The sequence below is a fragment of the Thermomonas sp. S9 genome, from assembly GCF_024704365.1.
Lineage (GTDB): Bacteria > Pseudomonadota > Gammaproteobacteria > Xanthomonadales > Xanthomonadaceae > Thermomonas.
This window is the reverse complement of record NZ_JAJDFY010000001.1, coordinates 2,276,544-2,297,751: the sequence shown is the minus strand read 5'-3', so window position 1 is coordinate 2,297,751 and position 21,208 is coordinate 2,276,544. Positions and strand designations below refer to the sequence as shown.

The 21,208-nt window shown below is 69.8% G+C and carries 25 protein-coding genes, 1 tRNA gene and 3 pseudogenes; 8 read left to right on the top strand and 21 right to left on the bottom strand.

What is annotated here, in order from left to right:
* Positions 1-38: 38 nt before the first annotated feature.
* The 14 genes from LJB71_RS11440 to LJB71_RS11375 all read right to left on the bottom strand — a co-directional run bounded on the left by LJB71_RS11440 (position 39) and on the right by LJB71_RS11375 (position 10,965).
* Entirely contained in the window at positions 39-1,763 is a 1,725-nt protein-coding gene (locus LJB71_RS11440; RefSeq protein WP_259304809.1) for a phage/plasmid primase, P4 family, read from the bottom strand.
* 542 nt (positions 1,764-2,305) lie between these two features.
* Complete coding sequence (locus LJB71_RS11435) at positions 2,306-2,560, bottom strand: helix-turn-helix domain-containing protein (protein WP_115044441.1); 255 nt, start codon at positions 2,558-2,560, stop codon at positions 2,306-2,308.
* Complete coding sequence (locus LJB71_RS11430) at positions 2,557-3,303, bottom strand: hypothetical protein (RefSeq protein ID WP_259304275.1); 747 nt, start codon at positions 3,301-3,303, stop codon at positions 2,557-2,559. The genes LJB71_RS11435 and LJB71_RS11430 overlap by 4 nt, the downstream gene beginning before the upstream one ends.
* Entirely contained in the window at positions 3,300-3,815 is a 516-nt protein-coding gene (locus LJB71_RS11425) for a DUF6511 domain-containing protein (RefSeq protein WP_259304274.1), read from the bottom strand. Before LJB71_RS11425 ends, LJB71_RS11430 begins: the two co-directional genes overlap by 4 nt.
* An 11-nt stretch (positions 3,816-3,826) precedes the next feature.
* Positions 3,827-4,453, bottom strand: a complete 627-nt coding sequence (locus LJB71_RS11420) for a hypothetical protein (protein ID WP_259304273.1) — start codon at positions 4,451-4,453, stop codon at positions 3,827-3,829.
* The gene (locus LJB71_RS11415) at positions 4,344-5,276 is read right to left on the bottom strand and encodes an ATP-binding protein (protein WP_259304272.1); all 933 of its coding nucleotides are present in this window, start codon (positions 5,274-5,276) and stop codon (positions 4,344-4,346) included. Before LJB71_RS11415 ends, LJB71_RS11420 begins: the two co-directional genes overlap by 110 nt.
* Positions 5,276-6,049, bottom strand: a complete 774-nt coding sequence (locus LJB71_RS11410; protein ID WP_143969818.1) for a BRO family protein — start codon at positions 6,047-6,049, stop codon at positions 5,276-5,278. The genes LJB71_RS11415 and LJB71_RS11410 overlap by 1 nt, the downstream gene beginning before the upstream one ends.
* Before the next feature lie 3 nt (positions 6,050-6,052).
* The gene (locus tag LJB71_RS11405; RefSeq protein WP_259304271.1) at positions 6,053-6,532 is read right to left on the bottom strand and encodes a hypothetical protein; all 480 of its coding nucleotides are present in this window, start codon (positions 6,530-6,532) and stop codon (positions 6,053-6,055) included.
* 11 nt (positions 6,533-6,543) lie between these two features.
* Positions 6,544-6,807, bottom strand: a complete 264-nt coding sequence (locus LJB71_RS11400; RefSeq protein ID WP_028769813.1) for a helix-turn-helix domain-containing protein — start codon at positions 6,805-6,807, stop codon at positions 6,544-6,546.
* A gap of 183 nt (positions 6,808-6,990) precedes the next feature.
* Positions 6,991-7,479: a hypothetical protein gene (locus tag LJB71_RS11395; protein ID WP_259304270.1), complete on the bottom strand. Its 489-nt coding sequence runs from the start codon at positions 7,477-7,479 to the stop codon at positions 6,991-6,993.
* Positions 7,476-8,873, bottom strand: coding sequence for a recombinase family protein (locus LJB71_RS11390; protein WP_259304269.1), 1,398 nt, complete (start codon positions 8,871-8,873; stop codon positions 7,476-7,478). Before LJB71_RS11390 ends, LJB71_RS11395 begins: the two co-directional genes overlap by 4 nt.
* A 29-nt stretch (positions 8,874-8,902) precedes the next feature.
* On the bottom strand, positions 8,903-9,376 hold the full coding sequence (locus LJB71_RS11385; RefSeq protein ID WP_259304268.1) for a DUF2924 domain-containing protein: 474 nt from the start codon (positions 9,374-9,376) through the stop codon (positions 8,903-8,905).
* A gap of 315 nt (positions 9,377-9,691) precedes the next feature.
* A complete protein-coding gene (locus LJB71_RS11380) occupies positions 9,692-10,621 on the bottom strand; it encodes an ImmA/IrrE family metallo-endopeptidase (protein WP_259304267.1) in 930 nt (309 codons plus the stop codon).
* Positions 10,618-10,965 (bottom strand): helix-turn-helix transcriptional regulator, encoded by a 348-nt coding sequence (locus tag LJB71_RS11375; RefSeq protein ID WP_091534243.1) that lies wholly within the window; start codon positions 10,963-10,965, stop codon positions 10,618-10,620. Before LJB71_RS11375 ends, LJB71_RS11380 begins: the two co-directional genes overlap by 4 nt.
* A gap of 244 nt (positions 10,966-11,209) precedes the next feature.
* Here LJB71_RS11375 and LJB71_RS11370 point away from each other — a divergent pair, with 244 nt between their 5' ends.
* On the top strand, positions 11,210-11,527 hold the full coding sequence (locus LJB71_RS11370) for a hypothetical protein (RefSeq protein WP_259304266.1): 318 nt from the start codon (positions 11,210-11,212) through the stop codon (positions 11,525-11,527).
* 94 nt (positions 11,528-11,621) lie between these two features.
* A complete protein-coding gene (locus LJB71_RS11365; protein WP_259304265.1) occupies positions 11,622-12,449 on the top strand; it encodes a hypothetical protein in 828 nt (275 codons plus the stop codon).
* Position 12,450: 1 nt separating this feature from the next.
* Here LJB71_RS11365 and LJB71_RS11360 read toward each other — a convergent pair.
* A pseudogene (locus LJB71_RS11360) lies at positions 12,451-13,685 on the bottom strand (IS3 family transposase).
* A 128-nt stretch (positions 13,686-13,813) separates the two neighbouring features.
* On the opposite strand from LJB71_RS11360, the gene LJB71_RS11355 reads away from it, so the two are divergent.
* A complete protein-coding gene (locus LJB71_RS11355) occupies positions 13,814-14,611 on the top strand; it encodes a hypothetical protein (protein ID WP_259304264.1) in 798 nt (265 codons plus the stop codon).
* 20 nt (positions 14,612-14,631) lie between these two features.
* A complete protein-coding gene (locus LJB71_RS11350; protein ID WP_259304263.1) occupies positions 14,632-14,769 on the top strand; it encodes a hypothetical protein in 138 nt (45 codons plus the stop codon).
* A gap of 270 nt (positions 14,770-15,039) precedes the next feature.
* Here the strand turns inward: LJB71_RS11350 and LJB71_RS11345 are convergent.
* Positions 15,040-15,115: transfer RNA gene (locus tag LJB71_RS11345), tRNA-Phe, on the bottom strand.
* A gap of 190 nt (positions 15,116-15,305) precedes the next feature.
* Between LJB71_RS11345 and LJB71_RS11340 the strand changes: the two genes are divergently transcribed.
* The gene (locus LJB71_RS11340; RefSeq protein WP_259304262.1) at positions 15,306-15,788 is read left to right on the top strand and encodes a DUF6491 family protein; all 483 of its coding nucleotides are present in this window, start codon (positions 15,306-15,308) and stop codon (positions 15,786-15,788) included.
* Between the two features lie 20 nt (positions 15,789-15,808).
* Here LJB71_RS11340 and LJB71_RS11335 read toward each other — a convergent pair whose 3' ends face one another.
* The 5 genes and pseudogenes from LJB71_RS11335 to ftsY all read right to left on the bottom strand — a co-directional run bounded on the left by LJB71_RS11335 (position 15,809) and on the right by ftsY (position 19,452).
* Positions 15,809-16,078 carry an oxidative damage protection protein gene (locus LJB71_RS11335; protein WP_259304261.1) on the bottom strand — a complete coding sequence of 90 codons (270 nt, stop codon included), beginning with the start codon at positions 16,076-16,078 and terminating at the stop codon, positions 15,809-15,811.
* Positions 16,075-17,124: pseudogene (mutY, locus tag LJB71_RS11330) on the bottom strand (A/G-specific adenine glycosylase). The gene LJB71_RS11335 and the pseudogene mutY overlap by 4 nt, the downstream one beginning before the upstream one ends.
* Entirely contained in the window at positions 17,121-17,942 is an 822-nt protein-coding gene (locus tag LJB71_RS11325) for a hypothetical protein (protein ID WP_259304260.1), read from the bottom strand. Before LJB71_RS11325 ends, mutY begins: the two are co-directional and overlap by 4 nt.
* A gap of 14 nt (positions 17,943-17,956) precedes the next feature.
* Entirely contained in the window at positions 17,957-18,391 is a 435-nt protein-coding gene (locus LJB71_RS11320; RefSeq protein ID WP_259304259.1) for a hypothetical protein, read from the bottom strand.
* Positions 18,388-19,452: a signal recognition particle-docking protein FtsY gene (gene ftsY / locus LJB71_RS11315; RefSeq protein WP_259304258.1), complete on the bottom strand. Its 1,065-nt coding sequence runs from the start codon at positions 19,450-19,452 to the stop codon at positions 18,388-18,390. Before ftsY ends, LJB71_RS11320 begins: the two co-directional genes overlap by 4 nt.
* 59 nt (positions 19,453-19,511) lie before the next feature.
* Here ftsY and rsmD point away from each other — a divergent pair.
* The 3 genes and pseudogenes from rsmD (at position 19,512) to LJB71_RS11300 (ending at position 21,177) form a co-directional block, all read left to right on the top strand.
* Positions 19,512-20,109: pseudogene (gene rsmD, locus LJB71_RS11310) on the top strand (16S rRNA (guanine(966)-N(2))-methyltransferase RsmD).
* 23 nt (positions 20,110-20,132) lie between these two features.
* A complete protein-coding gene (gene coaD, locus LJB71_RS11305; protein ID WP_259304257.1) occupies positions 20,133-20,633 on the top strand; it encodes a pantetheine-phosphate adenylyltransferase in 501 nt (166 codons plus the stop codon).
* A gap of 55 nt (positions 20,634-20,688) precedes the next feature.
* Positions 20,689-21,177: a hypothetical protein gene (locus LJB71_RS11300; RefSeq protein WP_259304256.1), complete on the top strand. Its 489-nt coding sequence runs from the start codon at positions 20,689-20,691 to the stop codon at positions 21,175-21,177.
* Positions 21,178-21,208: the final 31 nt, after the last annotated feature.

Genomic DNA, 21,208 nt, shown 5'->3' with positions numbered 1-21,208 from the left:
GCGTCAGATGCGTCAGTCCTGTCGGTGGTCACGGGTGTTCAGTCGTCGGCATAGGGGGTGTAGGCGGGCTGCATCGGGTGCTTGAGACCCACGCCACGGAAGCCCCGGATGCCGGCGGCGTTGCGCCATTTCTCGACGCCGCGGGTGATCAAGAGGTCGGAGAAGCGGCGCTGTGAGCCGACGAACTCGCCGGCGGCCTCCGCCCACTGCTTCCAGTCGGTGAACAGTTCGGCGGTCAGTGACTTGGCATTGGCCTCGCGCACGCAGCGCTCCTCCAGCCAGCGGCCCAGCGCGTCCTCGGCTTCGAAGTACTCCTCGGTGGCGGCCACGACCTGCGGCGGCGGATCGAGCCGGCCCAGGCGCTGCCAGGCCAGGCACCCTTCCAGCGCCCAGGCCAGGATGCCGTCCCGCTCGGCCAGCAACTTCTGCTGCAGGTGTTTGTCGCGCCGCTCGGGCGGCACGGTGATCGTGAAGGGGATCAGGTGCAGCCGCCGCTTCATCGCCTCGTCGATGTTGCGGATGGCGGGCTTGTGGTTGCCGGCGACGAAAAGCTTGAACTGCGGCCAGAACTCGAAGAAGTCCTGCCGCATGAAGCGCGCGGAGATCTTGTCGCCGCCCGTGAGGCTCTTGACCTTGGATTCGGCCCAGCGCCGCCCTTGCTCGGTCTCGATGGAGGAGACGAAGCGCGCCCCGCGCAGGCCCGCCATGTCGGTTGGATGCCGGTCGCTGCGCGTCTCCATGAAGGTGTCCATCGGCGCGCTGGCGGCGTAGTCGCCGAGGATCGTGGCCAGGGTGTTCACGAACACCGACTTGCCGTTGGCGCCGGTGCCATAGAGGAAGAACAGCGCATGCTCCTGGGTCGAGCCGGTCAGGCAGTAGCCGCTGACGCGCTGCAAATAGGCTTGCAGGTCCGCGTCGCCGCCGGTGACTTCGGCAAGGAAGCGCCGCCAGGTCGGGCAGTCGCCGCCGGGCGTGGCGGTGGTGATCTTGGTCATGCGGTCGGCGCGGTCGTGTGCGCGCATGCGCCCCGTCCTGAGGTCGACCACGCCGCCTGGGGTGTTGAGCAGCCAGGGATCGGCGTCCCACTCGGCGGTGGTCGCGGCATGACGTCGGTCTGCGCGAGCCAGGCGTTCGACGCCGCCGACGGTGCCGGAGGTGGCCAGCTTGGCCGCCAGCTTGGGGTTGTCGGCCTGGAGGGCCGCGTGTCGGCAGACACCGCGGATCAAGTCGGTGGCCGCCAGCGTCTCCTCGTTGCGCCAGCGCCGACCGTCCCACACCAACCAGCGGCCCCAGGCCGCCACGTAGCGCCAGTCGCGGTGGTAGCGCCGGGTGAAGGCCAGCGCCAGGGCATCTTCGGTGCCCCACACCGATTCATCCGCGCCGATCACCGGCTCGCCGGGGTCCGCAATGTCATGCACCTGCACACGCGGACCGTGGGCGAGGAAGGCCGCGACATCGAAGCCCTCCATCACGGCGTCCGCCGCGTCCCAGCCGTCCGCCGCTTCCTCGGGCGGGTACAGGATGTGGCAGGTCTTCGCGCCCGCCGACAGAATCGCCTGGGCCGCCTGCACGGCGTACTCCCAGCCCGGCTTGTCGCGGTCAGGCCAGACCAAGACGGCCTTGCCCGCCAGCGGCGACCAATCGGTCTTGTCCACGGGCGCATTCGCCCCGTGCATCGCGGTGGTGGCGCACACGCCGGCGTCGATCAAGGCCTGGGCGCATTTCTCGCCCTCGACCAGCACGACCTGGGCGGCGTCCTGGATCCCCGGCTGGTTGTACAGCGGCCGCGGCTCGGGCGGGGGCCATCTTGCGCCGTTTGGCGTCCCAGGGCCGGAACTCCTTCTTGCGCCCGGGCGGGTCGTAGCGGTAGACGACGGCGATGAGCCGCCCCTGCGCGTCGAGGTAGTCCCACTTGGCGGTGGCGGGACCCAGGTCGTCGACCGCAGCGTCCTTCTTCCGTCCGCGCGGCGCGACCGGTCGAGCGCGCCCCGTCAGGTCCGCGGCGGCTTCGAGCACCCGATGGAACTCGGTGTGCGTATCGAGGCCATGGTGAGCGGCGATGAGGTCGAAGACGTCACCGCCCTCACCGGTGGCCCGGTCGGTCCACAGTCCCGCCTTGTCGCCGTCGAGCACGACTTCCAGGCTGTCCCCCGGGCTGCCGAGCACGTCGCCGATGACGAACTTGCCGCGTCGCTTCTTTCCAGCGGGGAACAGGGTGAACAGCACCGACTCCAGCCTCGCGAGCAGCGCGGCGCGCACGGCCTCGCGGCGTTCGGACGCCGGGATCTCGGGCGCGGGTGCGGTGTCATTGAAGTCCAGCATCCGACTCCTCCTCGTGCCCTGCGTCGGCCGTGAGCAGGGCTTGACGTTCCTCCATCCACGCCATCAGTTCGGAGAGCTTGAAACGCAGCAGCTTGCCCACCCGGTAGTGCGGCAGGCCGAGACGTCGGCGCTCCTTCGCGTGCGTGAGCCAGTAGTGCGGCAGATTGAGCGCCAGTGCCGCCTCGCGTGCGTCGATCAGGCGCTCCCCGAGCACCGGGTGCAGCGGTGTCTCGTTCATGCCGCGGCCCTCCAGCACCGGTCCTGCCACGGACACATCCGGCACTCGACATGGGTGGGATCGGAGAACGAGCGCGGCAGCAGTTCGCCCGCCTCGGTGGCCGTGATGACCTTCACGGCCCGGTCGGACATGCGCTGCGCCAACGCCGCATCGAACGGCACCAGCTCGGCGTGGATCTCCATGGTGTCGGCGTTCACCGCCGTGAACAGGGCCGGGTGCGCGTGCAGTTCGAGATAGGCTTGGTAGAGCGCGACCTGGGCGGCGTAGACGGGCTTGGCGACCGCGAGGCGATGTCTCTCCAACTCGCGCCACGATTTGGCGCCCAGGCACTTGTTCTCCCACAGCGCCGGGTAGCCGCAACCGAACCCCAGGTCGGGCCCGGCGACGAGCACGCCATCGACGTGGCCCTGCAGGCGCCCGTCCAGCGCCGAGAAGCCGAATTGCTCCCCCGCGTCGTTACGCGTGCGCAGATCGAAGCCCGCCGCGCGCAGCCATCCGACCATGCAGTCCTCAGAGACGCGCCCGCGCTCGAAGACGCGCAGCAGGCGGCCGTCGGTCTCGCGACCCGGATCGACCGGGGCGTCGGCGACCTCGTACTGCAGCGCGCGCTCGCAGGCGACCCCGAGGCGCGAGGCGCCGAGGTAGGTGCGGCGAGGCTGCGCCGCGCGAGACTGCTGCAGCCCGGCATCGATCAGCGCCGTGAGCTGACCCGACAGGCTCTTGGAGGCGTTGAAGTCCATCATCGCCGCGCCTCCTTGGGTGCTGCCGTGCGTGCCGTCTGCGCTTGAGCCTTCGGCTCCTCCCACGGCAGATCGTCCTCGAGGTCGGCGAAGGGGTCGGACACCGGGTCTTTCAAGCCCCGCACCGGCGGATACTTGGTCGCCTCGTGGTGCTCGACCATCGCCTCCGTGTAGCAGGTGACGATGGCGTCGATCACCTGCATCGCCTCAGCCTCGGAATACTCGCCCAGCGGCTTGGCAAAGCCGATCTCGCCCGCGACCTCGCCGAAGGCCTTGAGGCACTTCTTCATCGCGGCCAGTTCGACGTCAGACGGGTCGATCATGGCCACCTCCGTCTTGGGCGAGCGTCCTTCCTGCACGCGCAGCCAGTGGCCGTAGAGCGCGTGAAACGCCTCCTGGCAACGCCGCGAGCAGAACACCCAGTCGATCGGATAGCGCCGGGCATCGCCCACCGGATGCCGAAGGTCCGAGTGGCCGTAGCCGCGCGCCTGTCGTTTGCAGACCCAACACTTCACTGACCCTCCTCTCACTGCGCCCAGGCGGGCTTGCCCGGCATGGCGGGGCGTTGCGGGTTGACGGGCGGCGTCGTGCGCGGCGGGGTTGCTGCGGCGGGCGCGCCGGTGGAACCACTGCCGGGGTTCTTCGGCGGCAGCCCCATCAGCCGGGCGTAGTCCGGGTGGTCGGGCTCGACGGCGCTCTTGACGACGTTCTTCAACTCGCCGCGGCCGTCCTTCTCGACGTCGATGCGGGCGAGGAACTCGATGCCGTCGAGCTCGTGGAAGCCCTGGATGCGCCGCGCGGCGGCGGCCTGCGGGCTCATGTCCTGGGGATGGACATTGCGGGCGGAATTGAGCACGGCGCGCACGAAGCTGCGCCCCATCTGGCCCCAGGCCGGGCCCTTCGGGGAATGCAGGCCGATGTTGCTCCAGAGCTTGCGCCGGGCGTACTCGCCCTCCAGCACGACGAACTCGGCCGCCAGATACACCGAGCCGGACTCGTTGCTCTGCGTGGCGTAGCCGCCGGTCCAACCCTGGGCCGGGTCGTCAAAGCCCCCGGGCTTGAGCGTCATGCGCACGCGGGCGAGCGTGCCCTTGGGGATCAGGTCGAAGCTGGGCTGCTGCTGCGCGTCGTTGAAATCGCACCAATCGGTCATGGCTTACTCCTTGGATGTCGGGATTCGAGTGGCGGCGGCGCACTTGTCGATCAGCGCGCGCAGGTTCGGCGGCTCCAGCAACTCGAGGCTGGCCGCTGCGGTCCTTGGCCGGATAGCCGTAGGGGTTGACGGTGTGGGTGACGAAGGCGCGGTACGGATTGCCGTCCTCGGCCTTGATCTCGGCCAAGGTGACGACTTCATCGACGATGCCGGGCAGTTCCGCCGCGGTCTTGGCGCCCTCGATCTGCGGCACGAAGACCTTGCGGTTGAAGTCGTCCAGGCGCTCGTCGAGGATGGCCACGAACACCACGTGCTTGCCGCGCGCGTGCTGCAGATGGGTCAGCGCCCCGATCAGTTCCGAGCCGAGCAGGCCGTAGGCGCCCCGGGTGTCGGGCTTGCCGGTGCGCTCGCTGTAGGCCTGCGGCTGGGTCTTGGCCCAGATCAGGGCGAGGCGCGCGAGCACGGTGATCGAGTCGACGAAGTAGGTGTCGTACTTGGCGAGTTGACCGGGATCGCCGTAGCGCTCGCACACATGCCGGTAGTGCGCCTCGGAGAACGGTGCGTCCACGGGCAGCGCCGGGTTCGGGCCGGCGAGGAACACCACGAGATCGCGGAACTCCGGCCAGGTGCTCGGGCGCACGCAGTCGCCGCGCCAGTCCTTGACGGCCAAGTCGCCAGCCTCGAGGTCGACGAACAGGGTCGAGGCTTCGGGCAGGGTCTTCAACTGGCTGGTCTTGCCGATGCCGCTCTTGCCCAGCAGCACGAGCTTGACGCCCTGCTTCTCGGCGAGGCGCTCATCGGCGGTGATGATGGGAAGGGCCATCACGCCACCTCCTTCAGCCGCTCGGCCACCAGAGGGTTCCAGAGGATCTGGTAGCCGCTGTGCCCGTTGCGGGAGTACGGCATCGCCTCGGCCCAGGCCTCGCCGGCCTCGGTCAGTTCCCACTCGTCGCGTTCGTTGCGCAACTGCAGGCCGTGCGCGGCCAGACGCTGGTTGGTGGCCTTGGCCGACAGGCCGAGCAGCCTGCCGAGCTGGGTGGCGTTGAGCGAGCAGATCGCCTCGTTCGCGGCAGTGTCCCTGGCAGGAAGGGCGCGGCGCAGCGTCTCGACCGCCAGGCCCGTGTTCTCCTGGATGCAGGTGAGCGTGGCCGCCATCGCGATGCCGGGTTTGACCCCCGGCACCTTGGCCACGGCCTCGCCGATCAGCAGCAGAGCGGCGACGCGGTCCTGGGTGGGTGCCGGCAGGGTCGGGCGTGCACTTGGCGCCGTGTAGCTGCCCGTCTTGCGGATCGCCGGCAGCACCTCGTGTGTCACCCAGCGCTTGAAGTGCTTGGCCTCGCGCTTGCGGCTACCCAGCACCAGGCTGTAGAGGCCGGGCTCGTTGACGACGTTGACCTGGTCATTGCCGCGCGAGATGCCCTGAATTGAGATCAGGGCTTGCTCGTCAGGGTCCAGTCGCGCCAGGGCGCGGGTGGTGTTCGGCAGTTCAAGAACCGCGCACACATCCGCCGCGACGAACCACGGTTCGCCTTGGGCATCCGTGACGACCCGGACCGGACGGCCTTCGAAATCAAACGGGATCAGTTCGGTGCTCATGGATCACTCCTCCGAGACGAGGGCCAGCCGGAACGTGGGCTTGCCGGGCTTGACGGTGCGGGCGGCCTCGAACCCGGCGCGCAGTGCCGGCGGCCAGTTGGAAAAGCGCGATTCCGAGACGGAGTACTCGACGTCCAGGTAGTCCTCGACCTTCTCGCCGGCGGCGGCGATGCGCCGGGCGATGGCGGCCAGTTGCGCCTGGTCCCAGGACACGCGCTTCGGGACCTCGACCGTCACGCGAAGCAGCCCGTCCTTCAGGTGCACGACGCCGAAGTCCTTGCCCGCCTCGAGGCGGGCAGCACGGGCCTGCTCGCCGTAGGCGGCCTCCAGCGCAGCGTCGAACTTGGCGCGGGCCTGCTTGAGCCAGGCGAGCGCTTCGTCCAGGTGGCGGCTGATCTCCGCCTTCTGGGCGGGCGGAAGTTGAGCCAGCTGGCCGACGGACATCGCGGCGATGTCGGCGGGGTAGAGGGTCAAATCGCTCATCGCATCCCCCTTCAGCGCGCCGCGCGCTCGGAGGTCGAGTCGTGCAGGGCGCCACGCTCGAACTCGATGACCGACTCCAGGGGGTAGCTGACGCGCTTGGACAGCTTCAGGTAGCGCGGGCCCCGCCCTTCGCTGCGCCAGCGCTGCAGGGTCTTGGGGCTCAGGCCCCAGCGCTGCGCGAGCTCGTTCTCGTTGAGGACCCGACGGTCGCCGGGAGACAGGCTGTTGATCGCATCGACCGGCGACCGGGGGATGGTGCTTGCCGTTGTCGGCATGGAAGCCTCCTATGACGCTGTTGAGGAACAGGTGTCATTGCAGGCTTCGGGTGGCGAACCTTGGAGGGACCGAATGGCGAACCACGCGCAAACTTCGGGTTCGCCAATCCGCACGCGTCCATGCCAAAACGGCGAGCACGCGGCTCGCCGTTCTTGGGGACAGGGGGGATGGTCAGCGGCCGGTCACTGGGCCGGTGGCGGAAAACCCAGCAGCCTGCGCTGATCGGCCCAATCCCGTGGCAGAGAATCGTGCCGGCCGCGCAGCGTCTGCAGGTTCAGGTGTCGCGGCTGCCGGCCATCGAGGATGGCCTCGACGATGTCGGGGGCCAAGAGGGTCAGGCGCAGCACCTCGGCCACCCAGCCGGGCTCCAACTTCAGGGAGCGGGCCAGGTCGGTCGTCGTGGGATAGCGCCCCTCCTCGAGCAGCCGCTTCCAGTAGAAGGCCTTGCCGAGCGTCTTGATCATCGACGCGTCCAGTCCTCCCGCGGCTGAGGCTGCGGACTCGGGCGTCGGCGGGATCAGGAGCTTGCGGTTCTGCCGGCGCTTGATCGTCAGGGGCACCAGGGTCACCCGCTGCCCGTCGCTGACGTAGCTGCGCGCGTCGTGGCCGACCTCGACCCGGATCGCGCGGCGGCGGGAGTTCGGAGTCGGATCGGGAGGCGACCGGGTCATGCCAAGGCCTCCTCGGCGCTCGCGCGGCACTCGTCGACCAAGGGATGCGCGCCGATCTCGGGCCCCAATCCCAACCAGCCATCCTCGCGCCAGAGGATGTCGAGTCCGTGCTCATGCAGTTGCACCCGCTCGATCAGCAGCCGCGCGATGCGTTGCTGCTCGGCCGGGAACAACTGCGCCCACACGTCGCCGATGCGCCGCATCGCCACCACCACCTGCGCTTCGTCGAGGGCGGCACCGGCCGGGTGGCGCTGGCACGCCCGCCAGGTGCCGATCAGCACCTCCGGCGCCGAGAGCGCCGCGTGGATCTGCGTCAGCACCGCGTTCTCGATCTCGGCCGCGGGCAGATGGCCGACGTCTGGGGCGTCCGGCGCCAGGCTCGCGCCCGCGTTACGACGCTTGTGCAGGTAGGGGACGTAGTAGCGGTAGGTGCGCCCGCTCTTTTTCTTGACGAAGGTGTGCAGCATGCGCTGGCCGTCGGGCGCGAACAGCAGCCCCGCGAGCAGCGCCGGGTGTTGGGCCCGGTGTTCACGCGGCGCCTGCTTGCGGCGCGCGATGAAAGCGTGCGCGGCGTCCCACAGGTCTCGTGGCACGATCGCTTCGTGTTGGCCGGGATACCACGTGCCGTGGTTGCGGATCTCACCGAGGTAGATGCGGTTGCGCAGCAACGCGAAGATGTATTGCTGGTCGATGGGTCGGCCCGTGCGCCGGCGCCCGCCTTGGGTCACCCAGGCCTTGGTGGTGTGCCCCTGGACCGCCATCTCTCGCACCAGCCGCGCAGCCGAGCCATGCTCGGCGTAGCGGCGGAAGATGTCACGCACGAGTGCGGCCTCGCGTTCGTTGACGACGAGCTTGCGATCGACGACGTCGTAGCCCAGCGGCGGCATGCCACCCATCCACATGCCCTTGGCCTTGGAGGCGGCGATCTTGTCGCGGATGCGCTCGCCGGTGACCTCGCGCTCGAACTGCGCGAAGGACAGCAGGATGTTGAGCGTGAGCCGCCCCATCGAGGTGGTGGTGTTGAACTGCTGCGTGACCGAGACGAAGGAGACGCCGTTGCGGTCGAACACCTCCACCAGCTTGGCGAAGTCCGGCAGGCTGCGCGTGAGGCGATCGATCTTGTAGACGACCACGATGTCGATCCTGCCGGCCTCGATGTCGGCCAGCAGTCGGCGCAGTGCGGGGCGGTCCAGATTGCCGCCGGAGTAGCCGCCGTCGTCATAACCCTCCTCGACGGCGATCCAGCCCTCGTGGCGTTGGCTGGCGATGAAGGCCAGCCCCGCGTCGCGTTGGGCCTCCAGGCTGTTGTACTCCTGGTCCAGTCCCTCGTCGGTGGACTTGCGGGTGTAGACCGCGCAGCGCCTCGATGGCGTGACGGGACCAGGCGTCGGCATGGTCGACGGGGATGCGGGCCATCGTGATCTCATGCCGGCTCCTTCTGGCCGTGCTTGGTCTTGAGGCCGAAGAACGCGGGGCCCGACCAAGGCGTGCCGGTGATGTGGCGGGCAATCGCCGTCAGGCTCTTGAACCGCTGCCCCTGATACTCGAAGTCATTGGGCCCGCGCACCAGCACCCGGTGCTCAACGTCGTCGAAGATCCGCGTGAGCACCGTGCCCGGCAGCAACCGACTCGCGTCGCGGCGCAGTTGGCGCGGCAGGATGCCCGTCTCACCGATCTCCTCGAGCTTGCGGCGGGTCGCGGGTTTCAACCCGCCGAAGGCGCGCTCCTGGATCCTGTAGGCGAGCCGGCTTTCCAGCCACGTGCGGTGGTGATGCTTGGGCCGCTCCTCGAAGTACTCGTCCCACAGCGCCCAGAGGCTGTCCATCGACAGGTGGGGCAGCTGCGCGACGCGGGCGGCGACGGTGGCCGGGTCTGCGGGGCTTGCGTGTGTCGTCATCGGCGAACTCCTCGTGCGTGATCGGGGTTCGCATTCACGCGCTGTGGCCCGCAGAAGCCAAGGCCAACCGAGTCGCTGTCGGTGGCGGGATGGCCAGATGGCGGAAAGGGGCGCGCGCAGCCGCAGGAGGGCGCAGGCCAGCAGATCGACGACCTCTTGGTGCGCGTGCCGAGGCCGATCGGCCTCGGGAGCCAGGACGAAGGGTTCGGGTTCGTGCATGGTCGGCGTTTCGATGGAAAACGCCGACCATGCTAGGAATCAAGGGGCTTCGCGTAACGGGTTCTGGCGGGGATGCGCGGGCTACGGCGCCCTGCGTCATCGCACCTGGTGCTGGCCTGTCGAGACGAACCGGTCATCGCTGTCGAAGCTTTCGCCGTCCTGCCAGGATCGATCCCAAGCGCGCGGCTCGGCACTTTCCAACAGCAGCAGGGTCAGGACGCGATCTCTCGAGGCGTAGCTGTGCTTGAACTCGCGCAGCTTCATGTAGGGTGCCTCCTCGGGGCACCAGATCGCGGCGGACATCTCGACGCCGTCCCATGCCTGCTCGACGCTCGCGTCGGCGGCGAGCGTGCCGGGTAAGGGCTCTTGCGGATCGCCGGTGCGCCGGATGCGCGCCCGGGTTCTCACGGCGCTGCTGCTGCGCCATTCGTACTTCGCGTAGCCGTTGTCCCAGTAGACCAAGATGGCGCGCTGCGGGGTGAACTTGATGAAGCGGATGCACAGCGCCTCGAACGACACCTGGAAGCGCTCGGCAATGGCGCTGAGGACGTGCAGATCGATGCGTCGGTTCGAGATCCACTCGCGCAGCCGATCACCGGGCATCAGCAAGTTGCCGGCGAAATCGTCGGCCTCGCGCTCGATCAGGCGCATCGTCTCGTGGCCGGAGTGGACGCTTTCCTTGTCACAGTTGAAACGCGGCTGCCGGTCGCGGTGCAGGACGAAGTGCCCGAGCTCGTGAGCGATGGTGAATCGCTGGCGCTGCGGGCTGACCGTGCCGTTGTAGGCGATACCCCAGACCTGAGGGTCACCGGGGTCCCGCGCCAGCAGGCCCTCGAAGGCATCGTCGTTGAACTGCACCGGGGGACGAATTTCCCGAACCCCTTTGCCGTAGGGCGTGGTCGGCAGCATCTGCCGCACGACATCGAGATCGATGGCCTCGGGCACGTCCGCGCCGTACCAAGCCCGCAACCAGTGGTGGACTTTGTTGGCGGCGATCGCGCCGTTGAGGGCCGGGGGCGTGTTCACCTTTTGCTTTCCGGCAGATCCTTGTCCGGGAAGATGATCTTCAGCGCTTGGCGCACCCGGTCCTTCTCAGCTTCGGTCATGCCGGCATAGGCACGGAAGAAGGCCACATCCTCGGGGCTGGCCTCGGGGACCTGGGGCATGGGCTCGCCCATGATGTCCTCCATCGTGACGCCCAGCACCTTGGCCAGCGCCTGCACGCGCTCGGCCGAGGGGCGTTGACCCTCCTTCATCTCCAGTTCCCAGATGTAGGCCTTGGTGCAGCCGACCGCGTCGGCGACTTGCTGCAAGGTCAATTTCTTCGCCTCGCGGAATCGCCGCAGGCGAGATCCAAACGCCGAAGCCATGGCGATGCCCCGTCTCGAATCCACTGTCAGTGTAGGAAAATCAGACCGTGAGTATAGCCACGAGATACCAAAAAGCGCCAGACGTGCCACGATGATTGACAGGCGGAATGGGGCGGGACACAATCGCGCTGTATCTCGCTGCTTTACTCTGGCGAGATGCCCGTTCGGTAACCCCGTCGCCGGCCCGCGTGCCCGCCCCATCGGTCCGCAGCCCTCGACACCTCTTGCGGAAAGGACCGAGAAGATGAAGAAGACCTTCGTCGACGTGCTGCTCGAACTGCCGGTGGACACGACGCTCAGCACTTTCCTGGCCTCGCACGGCCTGCCCGTGGCCGACGATTTCGACTGGGAGGACACGCCGCGCACCTCACAGGCGCTGGTGGAGGCCGTTCGCGCCTGGCCCGACGTCGCCGCCCGCGACCGTCTGATCGGCAACCTCATGGCCAGCGTCCAGTTGGCCGACCCGGCCGGCAAGCAGGCGATGTTCCAGGCCGCCGCCGGGGACGGCGCCGCGCTGCTGGGCCTGGTGGGATGCCGGAGCGACGCCCACCGCTCCTTCTGAGCTGTATGCCAACCACCCGGCGCTGTTCGAGCGGGCCTGTGAGTTCGACTACCTGGAGCGCCACGGATCGCAGGCCCAGCAGCACGACCTCGGCGTGAAGCGCCGGCCGAACACCTCGGATGCCGCGCTGATCGCGCTGCGCCAGGCCATCTCGGCCTTCTATCAGCGCGAACTGCAGTGCGGCGACGGCAGCGTGGCTTACCTGGTGGAACGCCGCCCCGGCGTGTTCCTGCTGACAGTGCACGTCAAGGACCTGGCCATGCTGCGCCTGGAGTTCGAGGGCGCCCATCTCACCCGTCGCGTCGGCAACCCGAACATCCACATGGTGCTGGAGTATGCGGCGGCCACCGGGGTCGTTCGCACCCTCGTGCGCGGTGGCGCCAAGTACCACCAGATGCTCGTGGACGCCTTCGCCGAGCACCTGTTGGGCGTCAAGGTGGACGCGCACCGCATCAAGCCGCCGACGCTGGACCTGTCGGTCTTGCGCCTCGGCTTCGATGTGCCGCAGGCCGTGGCGGACGGCTTCGTGGCGCTGCAGGTCAAGTCCCTCTCGGTGTTGAGCCCGAGCACGGCACTGAAGCTCGATTGCACGGCGATGGCGTCGAGCGAGCAGCGCTGCGTCACCGAACTGCTGCGCGAGGAGTTCCCCGGTGAGGACCCGCTGGAGCGCGGCTGGTTGATCACGGCGGCACGCATCAACCTGTACTACCCGCCCGAACCCGGAAAGGCTCGTTCCAAGGTCGTCACGGTCGAGGTGACGCGTCGCGGGCGGCTGAACCTGCACAAGTTCGATGCCGCGTTGCAGGCGCAGTTGGAGGGCTACCTGGTCTCGCTGGGCATCTTGCAGCCCGGCCAGACGCTGAACGTCCGGGAAGCGCCGCCTGAACCGCTCCCGATTTCCTGGACACGCCTGAGGGCGTAATTCACGCCGCCATGCGCTGCATCGCGGCGTGGTGATCCCGGCGCACCTGTGCCGGGCTGCGGTGGCCGTGCCGGCCCACCATCCAGTGCTCGTTGTACACCTTCTGCCACGCCAGCAGCGCCTGGCGCAGCTCCTCCACGGTCTCGAACGTCCGCACCCACAGCAACTGCTCCTTCAGCGTGCGGATCATCCGCTCGGCGCACCCGTTGCCCTCCGGGGCGCGGACAAACGACGGGCTCGACGCAATCCCCAGGAACGCGAGCTCCTGCTGGAAATCGTCGGCCATGTACTGCGTCCCGTGGTCATGGCGCAACCGCAGCCCGCTGGCGACCTTCGCGCCGATCCGCCCGAAGCGCTCCCGCACCGCCTGCCGGATCGGCTCCAGTGCCTCCCAGCGCGTCGCACGGGCCGCCGCATGCACGCCCACCAGCTCCGCCGTGCAATGGTCGACCGCGATGAACACCGCCGCCGTACCCTCCCGCAGCGTGACCGTCGTCGAGAAGTCCGTCCCCCACATCAGGTCCGGCGCCTCGGTGAGAATCGTCCCCTCGTGCGCCCGCGGTCCCCGCGGGCCGCCGCCGCGTTGCGGCGCCAGCAGGCCGTGCGCGCCCATCAGCCGCAGCACCCGCGACTTGCCGCTACGGATGCCCTCGGCCCGCAGCTTCGCCCACACCTTGCGGTAGCCCTCGCCGGTGAACGGGCTCACCGCCAGCACGGCCCGGATCGCCGCCACCAGCGCCTCGTCACTGAGCGCCGTCTTCGGGCCGCGCTTGGCCGGCGGGGCACGGTCCGGCCGCGTGGCCGCAGCCTGGGCATACCACGTCGAGCGGGCAAGCTCCCACGCCGAGCACACGCGCCTGACCCCGTACACCCGGCCCGTCCCCTCCGACGTCGCCGCGCTCATTTCGGCAACCTCGTCTCGTCCAAAGGGAGGCCGGCTTTCAACCTCCGGATCGCGTCGCGCTGCAGTTCGCAGCGCATCGTCATCTCGCCCAGCACCGCCTTGAGCCGTTCGATTTCCTCGTCCCGCGCGTCGGTCTCGCGTGCCTTCAGGCCCGCCATGCCCGATGCGAGAAACGCCTCGCGCCACTCGGTCAGCTTCGCCGCCGTGACCTTCGACTCCCGCGACACCGTGTCCAAGTCCTCGCCGCGCAGCAGCCTCAGCACCGCATCACGCTTGGACTTCGCCGACCAGCGGCCGCGCTCCTTCACCAACTCGACCTTCTTGTGCTTCATCTCGGACTCTCCTCTTGGGGTTAGGATCCCGCAAGAGCGTGTCCAAGGAAATCGAGGGGCGGAGGACGCCGGAAGCGGGAACTGCCAATCCTGAGCCGCATCCCTCCACGATTGGCGAGGACTGATCGGTGGCCACGCACGACGCCTGGGCCTTGGTGTGCCGCTTGTTCGCGGGCGGCACGCCCATCCTTCGAGCGGCGCTCTCTCCCCGCGAGATCGCCGCCTTGCCGGCCCTCGGGCAGGCGGTGAAGCCCACGGCCCTGGACCAGCGATTCGTGCTGTGCCCCTACTGTCACCAGCAGCGGGCGCAGGTCTGGGGCGACGGGCACCAGGGGCGTACCTGCCATTGCCCCGAGTGCGGGCCGGTGGCCGTCGAGGCCGACGACATGGCCGCGTTGGCGCTGGACGAGGAGTGGCTGCGCCGAAAGCTGCGGCTGGCGCTTTCGATCGAGAGCCGCGACGGCATCGACGCCCTCGGCGATGGCGTGTGGCGCCTTGGCGATTCCCGGTGCTCGCCAGTCCTGCTGGCGCGCGATCTGATCCGGCTATGGCGCGAGCCGGCCCTGCTGGAGCGGGTGCGGGTCGCAGGCGGGCCGATCCGCGTCATCACGCCGAAGCCGCGCGAGACGCGCGGGGCGCCCTTCGGCCCGGCCGTGGAGTGGTTGGCTCTGGAGGATCGCTTCGCCTTCTACGGAGGCGGCATCTCGTTCATCGCCCCGACGGGAGAGCCGCCAGCACCGCAGGCCAGCGATCCAAGGACGCCGGTGAAGGGGCCTTTCTCGGCGGATTTCCGCTGGGTCACGCTGCCCGAGGGGCCGCACGGCCCGATCCGGCTGACCGAGGCTCAGGCTGCGGTCTTCGACGCACTGTGGTCGTTCAAGGGGAGCCCCGCACCGCCGAACAGATCATGCGGCGCGCCGGGCTAGACAGTGACAAGCCCATCGACGTGTTCAAGGTCAAGGCGCGCGACAAGGGCAAGCCCGAGGCCGAAGGGCCGCTCTTTGCTTATCGAACGCTCGTGGTCACGCAGAAGCGCGCGGGCCTGTACGCCATGCCCTGTGCTGCAGCATCGACTCCCGCGTAGGCTTGATGCGTTGCCCATCCAAGCACGATGGACAACCGATCGCGGTGACGCACGCACAAGTCGTTGATGCGCAAGCCCGTCTGCGTGCGCTCCGGCGAAGAAGTTGGCGCGGGTTTTGAGAGAACTGAGAGCAGAAGAGAGTCGAACCGGGCGACTTCCGGCCACCCTGCCACTACCGCGTGGCACACGCGGAACGCCGCCAAACCCCGCATGGTGTCGCGGAACCCGCAAATGAAAACGCCCAACCGATGAGGGTTGGGCGTTAGGTATTGGTGGCCGGGGAGGGAATCGAACCCCCGACACGGGGATTTTCAATCCCCTGCTCTACCAACTGAGCTACCCGGCCATGGGCGTGCGAGCCGCGCATCATACGGACGCCCGGCGGGCGACGCAAGTCAGGCTGGCGCTGAACGCGCGCTGGCGGTGGCCAGCGCAGGTGGAGTTTTTCACGCTGGCTTTACGCATGCCGCACGTCGCCGGAGCAGGATGAATGCGCGCCCGTCGGGGCGCGTTGCAACGCAAGAGAGGACACCGTGATGAACGCGAACACGCGATGGCTGGCAGCGTCGACGCTGGCGGCGGCCATGCTGGCCGGCTGCGCCAGCGGGCCGCACATGAGCGATGCGGAGAAGCTGGCATTGTACGAGCAGCATGCCGGTGCGCCGGTCTCGAGCTTCATGTACACCATGCCGATGGACGGCTGGACGCCGCTAGGCGACAGCGCGCTGGCGGTGTGGTCGGGCCCGGGCCGCGCCTACCTGCTCAAGCTGTACGGGCCGTGTCCCAACCTCAGTTTCGCGCCGATGATCAGCCTCAGCCGCAGCGTCGGCCAGGTCTGGGCCGGCTTCGATCGGGTGATCCCGCGCGGGGTGGGGCCGCTGATGCCGGACATCCCCTGCACGATCAAGTCGATCCAGCCGCTCGACATGAAGGCGATCCGCAAGGCCGAGCGCGATGCCAACAAGATCGATGCCCCGGTGGAGCGGCCGGCCGATCCCAAGCAGGGCGCGCAGCCGTAACCCCCCGCGCCCGGGTGCCGTCAGTCCGCCGGCACGTAGCCGGCGGGCTTCTCGGCGCCGCCGCCGAACAGGAACTTGGCCATCTCGCCTTCGAGGAAGGCGCGGTGCTGCGGGTTCAGCGGCGACAGCCGGTTCTCGTTGATCAGCATGGTCTGATGCGCCAGCCAGCGTTGCCAGGCCGGCTTGCCGACGTTGTCGAACACGCGCTTGCCGAGCTCGCCGGGCCACGGCGGGAAGTCCAGGCCGTCGGTGTCGATACCGTCCACTACGCAATGTACTTGGCGGGTCATGCGGTTGGCTCCTGCAGCAGTTTGCGAATGGGGGCGGGCAGGCCGATCGCGGAGAGCTCCGCGCGGCGCGCCCAGCGCAGGTCGTCATTATCGGCGATGCGCGGCTTGAGGCCGTCGGCGCGCACGTGCAGCGGGTGCAGGCGCAGGCGGTAGTGGCTGAAGGCGTGTTCGATCGGTTGCAGCGGCTGCGCCGCAGTGGCATCGCCGCGCAGATGGTCGCGGAACCAGGCGCGCGCCTGCGCGGCGTCGCCCAGCTGCGGCAGCGACCACAGCCCGGCCCAGACCCCGGTGGGGGCGCCGCTGCAGCAGCACGCGGCCGTCGCCATCCTCGGCCAGCAGCAGGTGGGCCTCGCGCTGCGGCAACGGCTTGCCCGGTTTTGGCGCGGGCAGTTCCTGCACGCGGCCCTCGCGCCGCGCAATGCAAACGTCCTGCAAGGGACAAATCGCGCAGGCGGGATTGGCGCGGGTGCACAACGTGGCGCCGAAATCCATCTGCGCCTGGGACCAGTCGGCCAGCCGCGTGGGGGAAGCAGCGTCTCGGCGATCGCCCACAGGCGCTTTTCCACCGCCGGCCGGCCCGGCCAGCCTTCGATGCCGAACACCCGGCACAGCACGCGCTTGACATTGCCGTCGAGGATCGGCGCGGGATCGCCCCAGGCCTGTGCGAGGATCGCCCCGGCGGTGCTGCGGCCGATGCCGGGCAGCGCGACGAGCGCGTCGAGGCTGCGCGGCAGCTCGCCGCCGTGGCGCTCCAGGCACAGCTTCGCCGCGGCGTGCAGGTGGCGGGCACGGGCGTAATAGCCCAGGCCCGACCACAGCGCGAGGACGTTGTCCTGCGGCGCGCGCGCCAGTGTCGGCAGGTCGGGCAGGGCGGCGACGAAGCGTTCGAAATAGCCCTCCACCACCGCCACCTGGGTCTGCTGCAGCATGATCTCGCTCAGCCACACCCGGTACGGCGTGCGCGGGTGCTGCCAGGGCAGGTCGTGGCGGCCGTGGCGGTCGAACCACGCCAGCAGGCGCGCGGCGATGGCGGGCGCGGCGCTCATGGCGCGTCGTCGAGCCGCAGCTGCACGCCGTCCAGCGTCACCCCGTCCAGCACCAGATGCGGGGTGGTCAGGGTGCCGGCCAGCGGCGGCAGCGGCGAGCCACTGCCGCCGGCGTCCAGCCAAGCCAGCACTTCGGGCAGGCGGAAACGCGCCTCCAGCGCGGTGGCGTCGCGGCGCAGGGTGAGGCGGGCCGGGCCGGAGGCATCCGGCGTGCCGGCGTAGGCGAGGCTGAAGGCCAGCGGCGTGCGCGACGCCGCCAGCGGTGCCGGCAGCAGCGGCCAGCCGGCCGGCCAGGCGGCGATCTCGCCGGCCAGCCGCAGGCGCAGGCGCGCGCCGAGGCTGAGGCTGCCGCGCGCGCTGGCCCATGGCACCTGCGGATCGCCCTCCAGCACTACGCTCACCGGCACGAACCGCCAGCTGGCATCGTCGAAGGCCATCGGCGCGGCCAGCCCGAGCCGGAACGCGGTGCTGCCGCCGGCCGACTGGTAGCGCGCGTCCAGCCCCAGCCGCACCGGCTGCATCAGCGCCGAGTCGCGCCCGATCCGCAGTGGCCCGGCCAGGAACACCTGTGCCGGCATCCGCCAGCCCTTGCCCGAAAACTCCAGGCGGCCGCGCGCGGAGAGCTGCGCCGGTTGCCGTTCCAGCAGCCGCTGCGGGGTGTCGAGCGAAAGCGCGAGCGCGGCCGGCAGGGTGAGCGTGCCGGCGACGTAGCGGCCGCGCACGTCCAGGCGCAGCACCTGGCGCGGATGCAGCGCGGGCAGGTCGATGGCCAGCGCCTCGATCCGCCAGTCGTCGTTGTCGATCCGCCCATCAATCACGCGCAGGCCAGCGATCAGGGTCGGCAGCCGGATTTCGCTGGGGGGCGGCTGGCCAGCCAATGCTGCAGCGCGGGCAGGTCCAGCACCGGGCCGTCCAGCTCGATCCGCTGCACGGTGAGGTCGGCGCCGCGGGTGCGCAGGGTGTGCCATGGCAGCGCGACGAACACGCGGCGCGCGCGCAGCAGGGCGCGCGGGGCGCCGGGCTGGCGCGCGACGAGCCCGCGCAGCTCCAGCTGCGGGGTGCCGCGCAGGTGGTAGTCGACGCCGTCGGCCTGCAGTTCGAGCGCCAGTGCATGGCCGGCCAGCGCCAGCAGGGCACGCCCGGCGCGCGGGGCCGGGGCCAGCCAGGCCGTCAGCAGCACCAGCAGGGCCAGCGCCAGCGCGATGGCCAGCGCTGCCAGCCGCCGCCACCGGCGCGGGCGCGGGCCGGCGGGCAGCGCCGCGCTCACCCGCCCAGCGACTCCGGCAGCAGCGCGTCCACGAACGCCTCGGCATCGAACACGCGCAGGTCCTCCGGGCGCTCGCCGATGCCGGCATAGCGGATCGGGATGCCGAACTCGCGCGCCAGCGCGAACACCACGCCGCCCTTGGCGGTGCCGTCCAGCTTGGTCACCACCAGGCCGGTGACCGGCAGTTTCTCGCTGAACTTGCGCACCTGGTGGATCGCATTCTGGCCGGTGGTGCCGTCGATCACCATCAGCACCTCGTGCGGCGCTTCCGGGTCGAGCTTGCGCAGCATGCGCGCGACCTTCGCCAGCTCATCCATCAGCCCGCCCTGGGTATGCAGGCGGCCGGCGGTGTCGGCGATCAGCACGTCGATGCCGCGCGCCCTGGCGGCCTGCAGGGCATCGAACGCGACCGAGGCGGCATCCGCGTTCTGGCCCTGCGCCACCACCGCCACCCCGTTGCGCTCGCCCCAGGCCTGCAGCTGCGCGACCGCGGCGGCGCGGAAGGTGTCGCCGGCGGCCAGCATCAGGCTGCGGCCCTCGTCCTTGTAGCGGCGCGCGAGCTTGCCGATGGTGGTGGTCTTGCCGGCGCCGTTGACGCCGACCGCGAGCAGCACGAAGGGCTTCTTCGCCGGGTCGATCTGCAGCGGCCGCGCCACCGGCGCGAGCAGCGCCACCAGCTCGGCGCGCAGCGCGGAGCGCAGGGTGGCGGCGTCGGCGAACTCGCGCGCCTGCATCCGCTTGCGCAGGCCTTCCACCAGCGCGCTGCTGGCGGTCACGCCGACATCGGCGGTGAGCAGGGCGGCCTCGATCTCGTCCAGCAGGTCGTCGTCCAGACGCGGGTTGCGCGAGAACAGGCTGCTGAAGGTGCGGGCGAAGGCGCTGCCGCGCAGGCGCTGACGCCAGCCGGACTTGCCGGCGGTGGCAGGGACGGGCAGGTCGGCCCCGGCAGCGGGCGCGGCGGGGGCGGGAACTTCGCCCGGGGGCGGAACGGCGGGCGGCGCGGGCGTCTCCGGTGGAGGCGTTTGCGGGTCGGGTTGCTTGCGGCGGAACCAGCTGACCATGAGGCCGGGGAATAGCGGAGAATGGCGCGCATGGTAGCACCCGCCCTTGCCTCTTCCCGATGAGCCGCGCCCGCGCAAACCCTTCCGTGGCGCGGCCCGGCAGCGTCCGCATCATCGCCGGGCAATGGCGCGGCACGCGCCTGCCGGTGCCGGATCGCCCAGGCCTGCGGCCCACTTCCGACCGCGTGCGCGAGACCCTGTTCAACTGAGCTGCAGCCGGTGCTGCCGGGCGCGCGCGTGCTGGACCTGTTCGCCGGCAGCGGCGCGCTGGGGCTGGAGGCGGCCTCGCGCGGGGCCGCACGGGTGCAGCTGGTGGAGGCCGATCCGCCGCTGGCGCAAATCCTGGCGGCTGCCGCCGCGCGACTGGACCGGCAGCACCGGGTGGCGGTGCATCAGGGCGATGCGCTGGCGTTCCTGCGCACGCATGCCGAGCCCCCGTTCGACATCGCTTTCGTGGACCCGCCGTTCGCCGCCGGGCTGTGGCCGGCGGTGCTGGAACTACTGCCGGCGCGGCTGGCGGCGCGGGCCTGGTTATATGTGGAAAGCCCGGCGGATCGCGTGCCGCAGGTGCCCGCAGAGTGGGCACTGCATCGCGAAAACCACACCCGCCAGGTGCGCTATGCCCTGTACCGGCGCGGTACACTGGGGCAATCCTGAAGCAGAAGCGGTTCGACGACGACATGAGCGTGGCGGCACGCACCGCGGTCTATCCCGGCACCTTCGATCCGATCACCAATGGCCACCTGGACCTGGTGGACCGGGCCGCACCGCTGTTCGAGCGCCTGGTGGTCGGGGTGGCGGCCAGCCCCTCGAAAGGGCCGGCGCTGCCGCTGGAACTGCGGGTGGGGCTGGCGCGGCAGGCGCTGGGCCACCACGCCAACGTGGAGGTGCGCGGCTTCGACTGCCTGCTGGCGCACTTCGTGCGCGACATCGGCGCCGGCGTGCTGCTGCGCGGCCTGCGCGCGGTGTCGGACTTCGAATACGAATTCCAGATGGCGAGCATGAACCGCCACCTGATCCCGGAGGTCGAGACCCTGTTCCTGACCCCGGCCGAGCAATACGGCTTCATTTCATCATCGCTGGTGCGCGAGATTTCGCGCCTCGGCGGCGATGTCTCCGGCTTCGTCCCGCCTGCGGTCGCCTCGGCGCTCGAAGCCCACTGGCGGGGACGGACGGCATGAGCCGGAACGCCGCCACCGCTGCATCCACATCCACTGCCAAGCCCGGGGAAAACCCATGAACCTGTTGACCCGTTTGCTCGTCGTCGCCTGCCTGGTGCTGCCGTTCACCGCCTGCAAGAAGGAAGAAGCCCCGCAGACGCAGGCGCAGGCCGCGCCGCCGCTGCCTACCAGCAGCGAGCAGAAGGACTGGAAGCCCTATCTGGAATACAAGATCACCCCGCACATGGGCGGCATCACCAGCAGCCCGTTCGTGTACTTTCTGCCGAAGGCCGATAGCGAGGACTTCGACGGCAAGTACCAGCGCCAGCTGGAGAAGCTGCAGACCGATCTTGGCCGCGGCATGACCGAAGGCGTGATGCTGGTGTTCGCCTCGCCAGCGCCGGAGAAGGAAGTCGAGATGATCGAGGCCGCTTTCAAGGGCGTGCCGCAGGGCAGCATGAAGGGCGTCAAGGTGGTCTTCATCGGCACCCCGATCCTGGGCGAGCGGGTGAAGGCCGCGGTCGAGCCGGCCGGCGTCAGCTACATCTTCGAAGAAGCCAAGTAAAGTCGGCAGAGGCCGCCCGCCGCGGGCCGGT

Coding starts and splice junctions, on each gene's coding strand:
- LJB71_RS11435 (WP_115044441.1), bottom strand. CDS start 2,560: ATGAACGAGACACCGCTGCACCCGGTGCTCGGGGAGCGCCTGATCGAC.
- LJB71_RS11430 (WP_259304275.1), bottom strand. CDS start 3,303: ATGATGGACTTCAACGCCTCCAAGAGCCTGTCGGGTCAGCTCACGGCG.
- LJB71_RS11420 (WP_259304273.1), bottom strand. CDS start 4,453: ATGACCGATTGGTGCGATTTCAACGACGCGCAGCAGCAGCCCAGCTTC.
- LJB71_RS11415 (WP_259304272.1), bottom strand. CDS start 5,276: ATGGCCCTTCCCATCATCACCGCCGATGAGCGCCTCGCCGAGAAGCAG.
- LJB71_RS11410 (WP_143969818.1), bottom strand. CDS start 6,049: ATGAGCACCGAACTGATCCCGTTTGATTTCGAAGGCCGTCCGGTCCGG.
- LJB71_RS11405 (WP_259304271.1), bottom strand. CDS start 6,532: ATGAGCGATTTGACCCTCTACCCCGCCGACATCGCCGCGATGTCCGTC.
- LJB71_RS11400 (WP_028769813.1), bottom strand. CDS start 6,807: ATGCCGACAACGGCAAGCACCATCCCCCGGTCGCCGGTCGATGCGATC.
- LJB71_RS11395 (WP_259304270.1), bottom strand. CDS start 7,479: ATGACCCGGTCGCCTCCCGATCCGACTCCGAACTCCCGCCGCCGCGCG.
- LJB71_RS11390 (WP_259304269.1), bottom strand. CDS start 8,873: ATGCCGACGCCTGGTCCCGTCACGCCATCGAGGCGCTGCGCGGTCTAC.
- LJB71_RS11385 (WP_259304268.1), bottom strand. CDS start 9,376: ATGACGACACACGCAAGCCCCGCAGACCCGGCCACCGTCGCCGCCCGC.
- LJB71_RS11375 (WP_091534243.1), bottom strand. CDS start 10,965: ATGGCTTCGGCGTTTGGATCTCGCCTGCGGCGATTCCGCGAGGCGAAG.
- LJB71_RS11370 (WP_259304266.1), top strand. CDS start 11,210: ATGAAGAAGACCTTCGTCGACGTGCTGCTCGAACTGCCGGTGGACACG.
- LJB71_RS11340 (WP_259304262.1), top strand. CDS start 15,306: ATGAACGCGAACACGCGATGGCTGGCAGCGTCGACGCTGGCGGCGGCC.
- LJB71_RS11335 (WP_259304261.1), bottom strand. CDS start 16,078: ATGACCCGCCAAGTACATTGCGTAGTGGACGGTATCGACACCGACGGC.
- ftsY (WP_259304258.1), bottom strand. CDS start 19,452: ATGGTCAGCTGGTTCCGCCGCAAGCAACCCGACCCGCAAACGCCTCCA.
- coaD (WP_259304257.1), top strand. CDS start 20,133: ATGAGCGTGGCGGCACGCACCGCGGTCTATCCCGGCACCTTCGATCCG.
- LJB71_RS11300 (WP_259304256.1), top strand. CDS start 20,689: ATGAACCTGTTGACCCGTTTGCTCGTCGTCGCCTGCCTGGTGCTGCCG.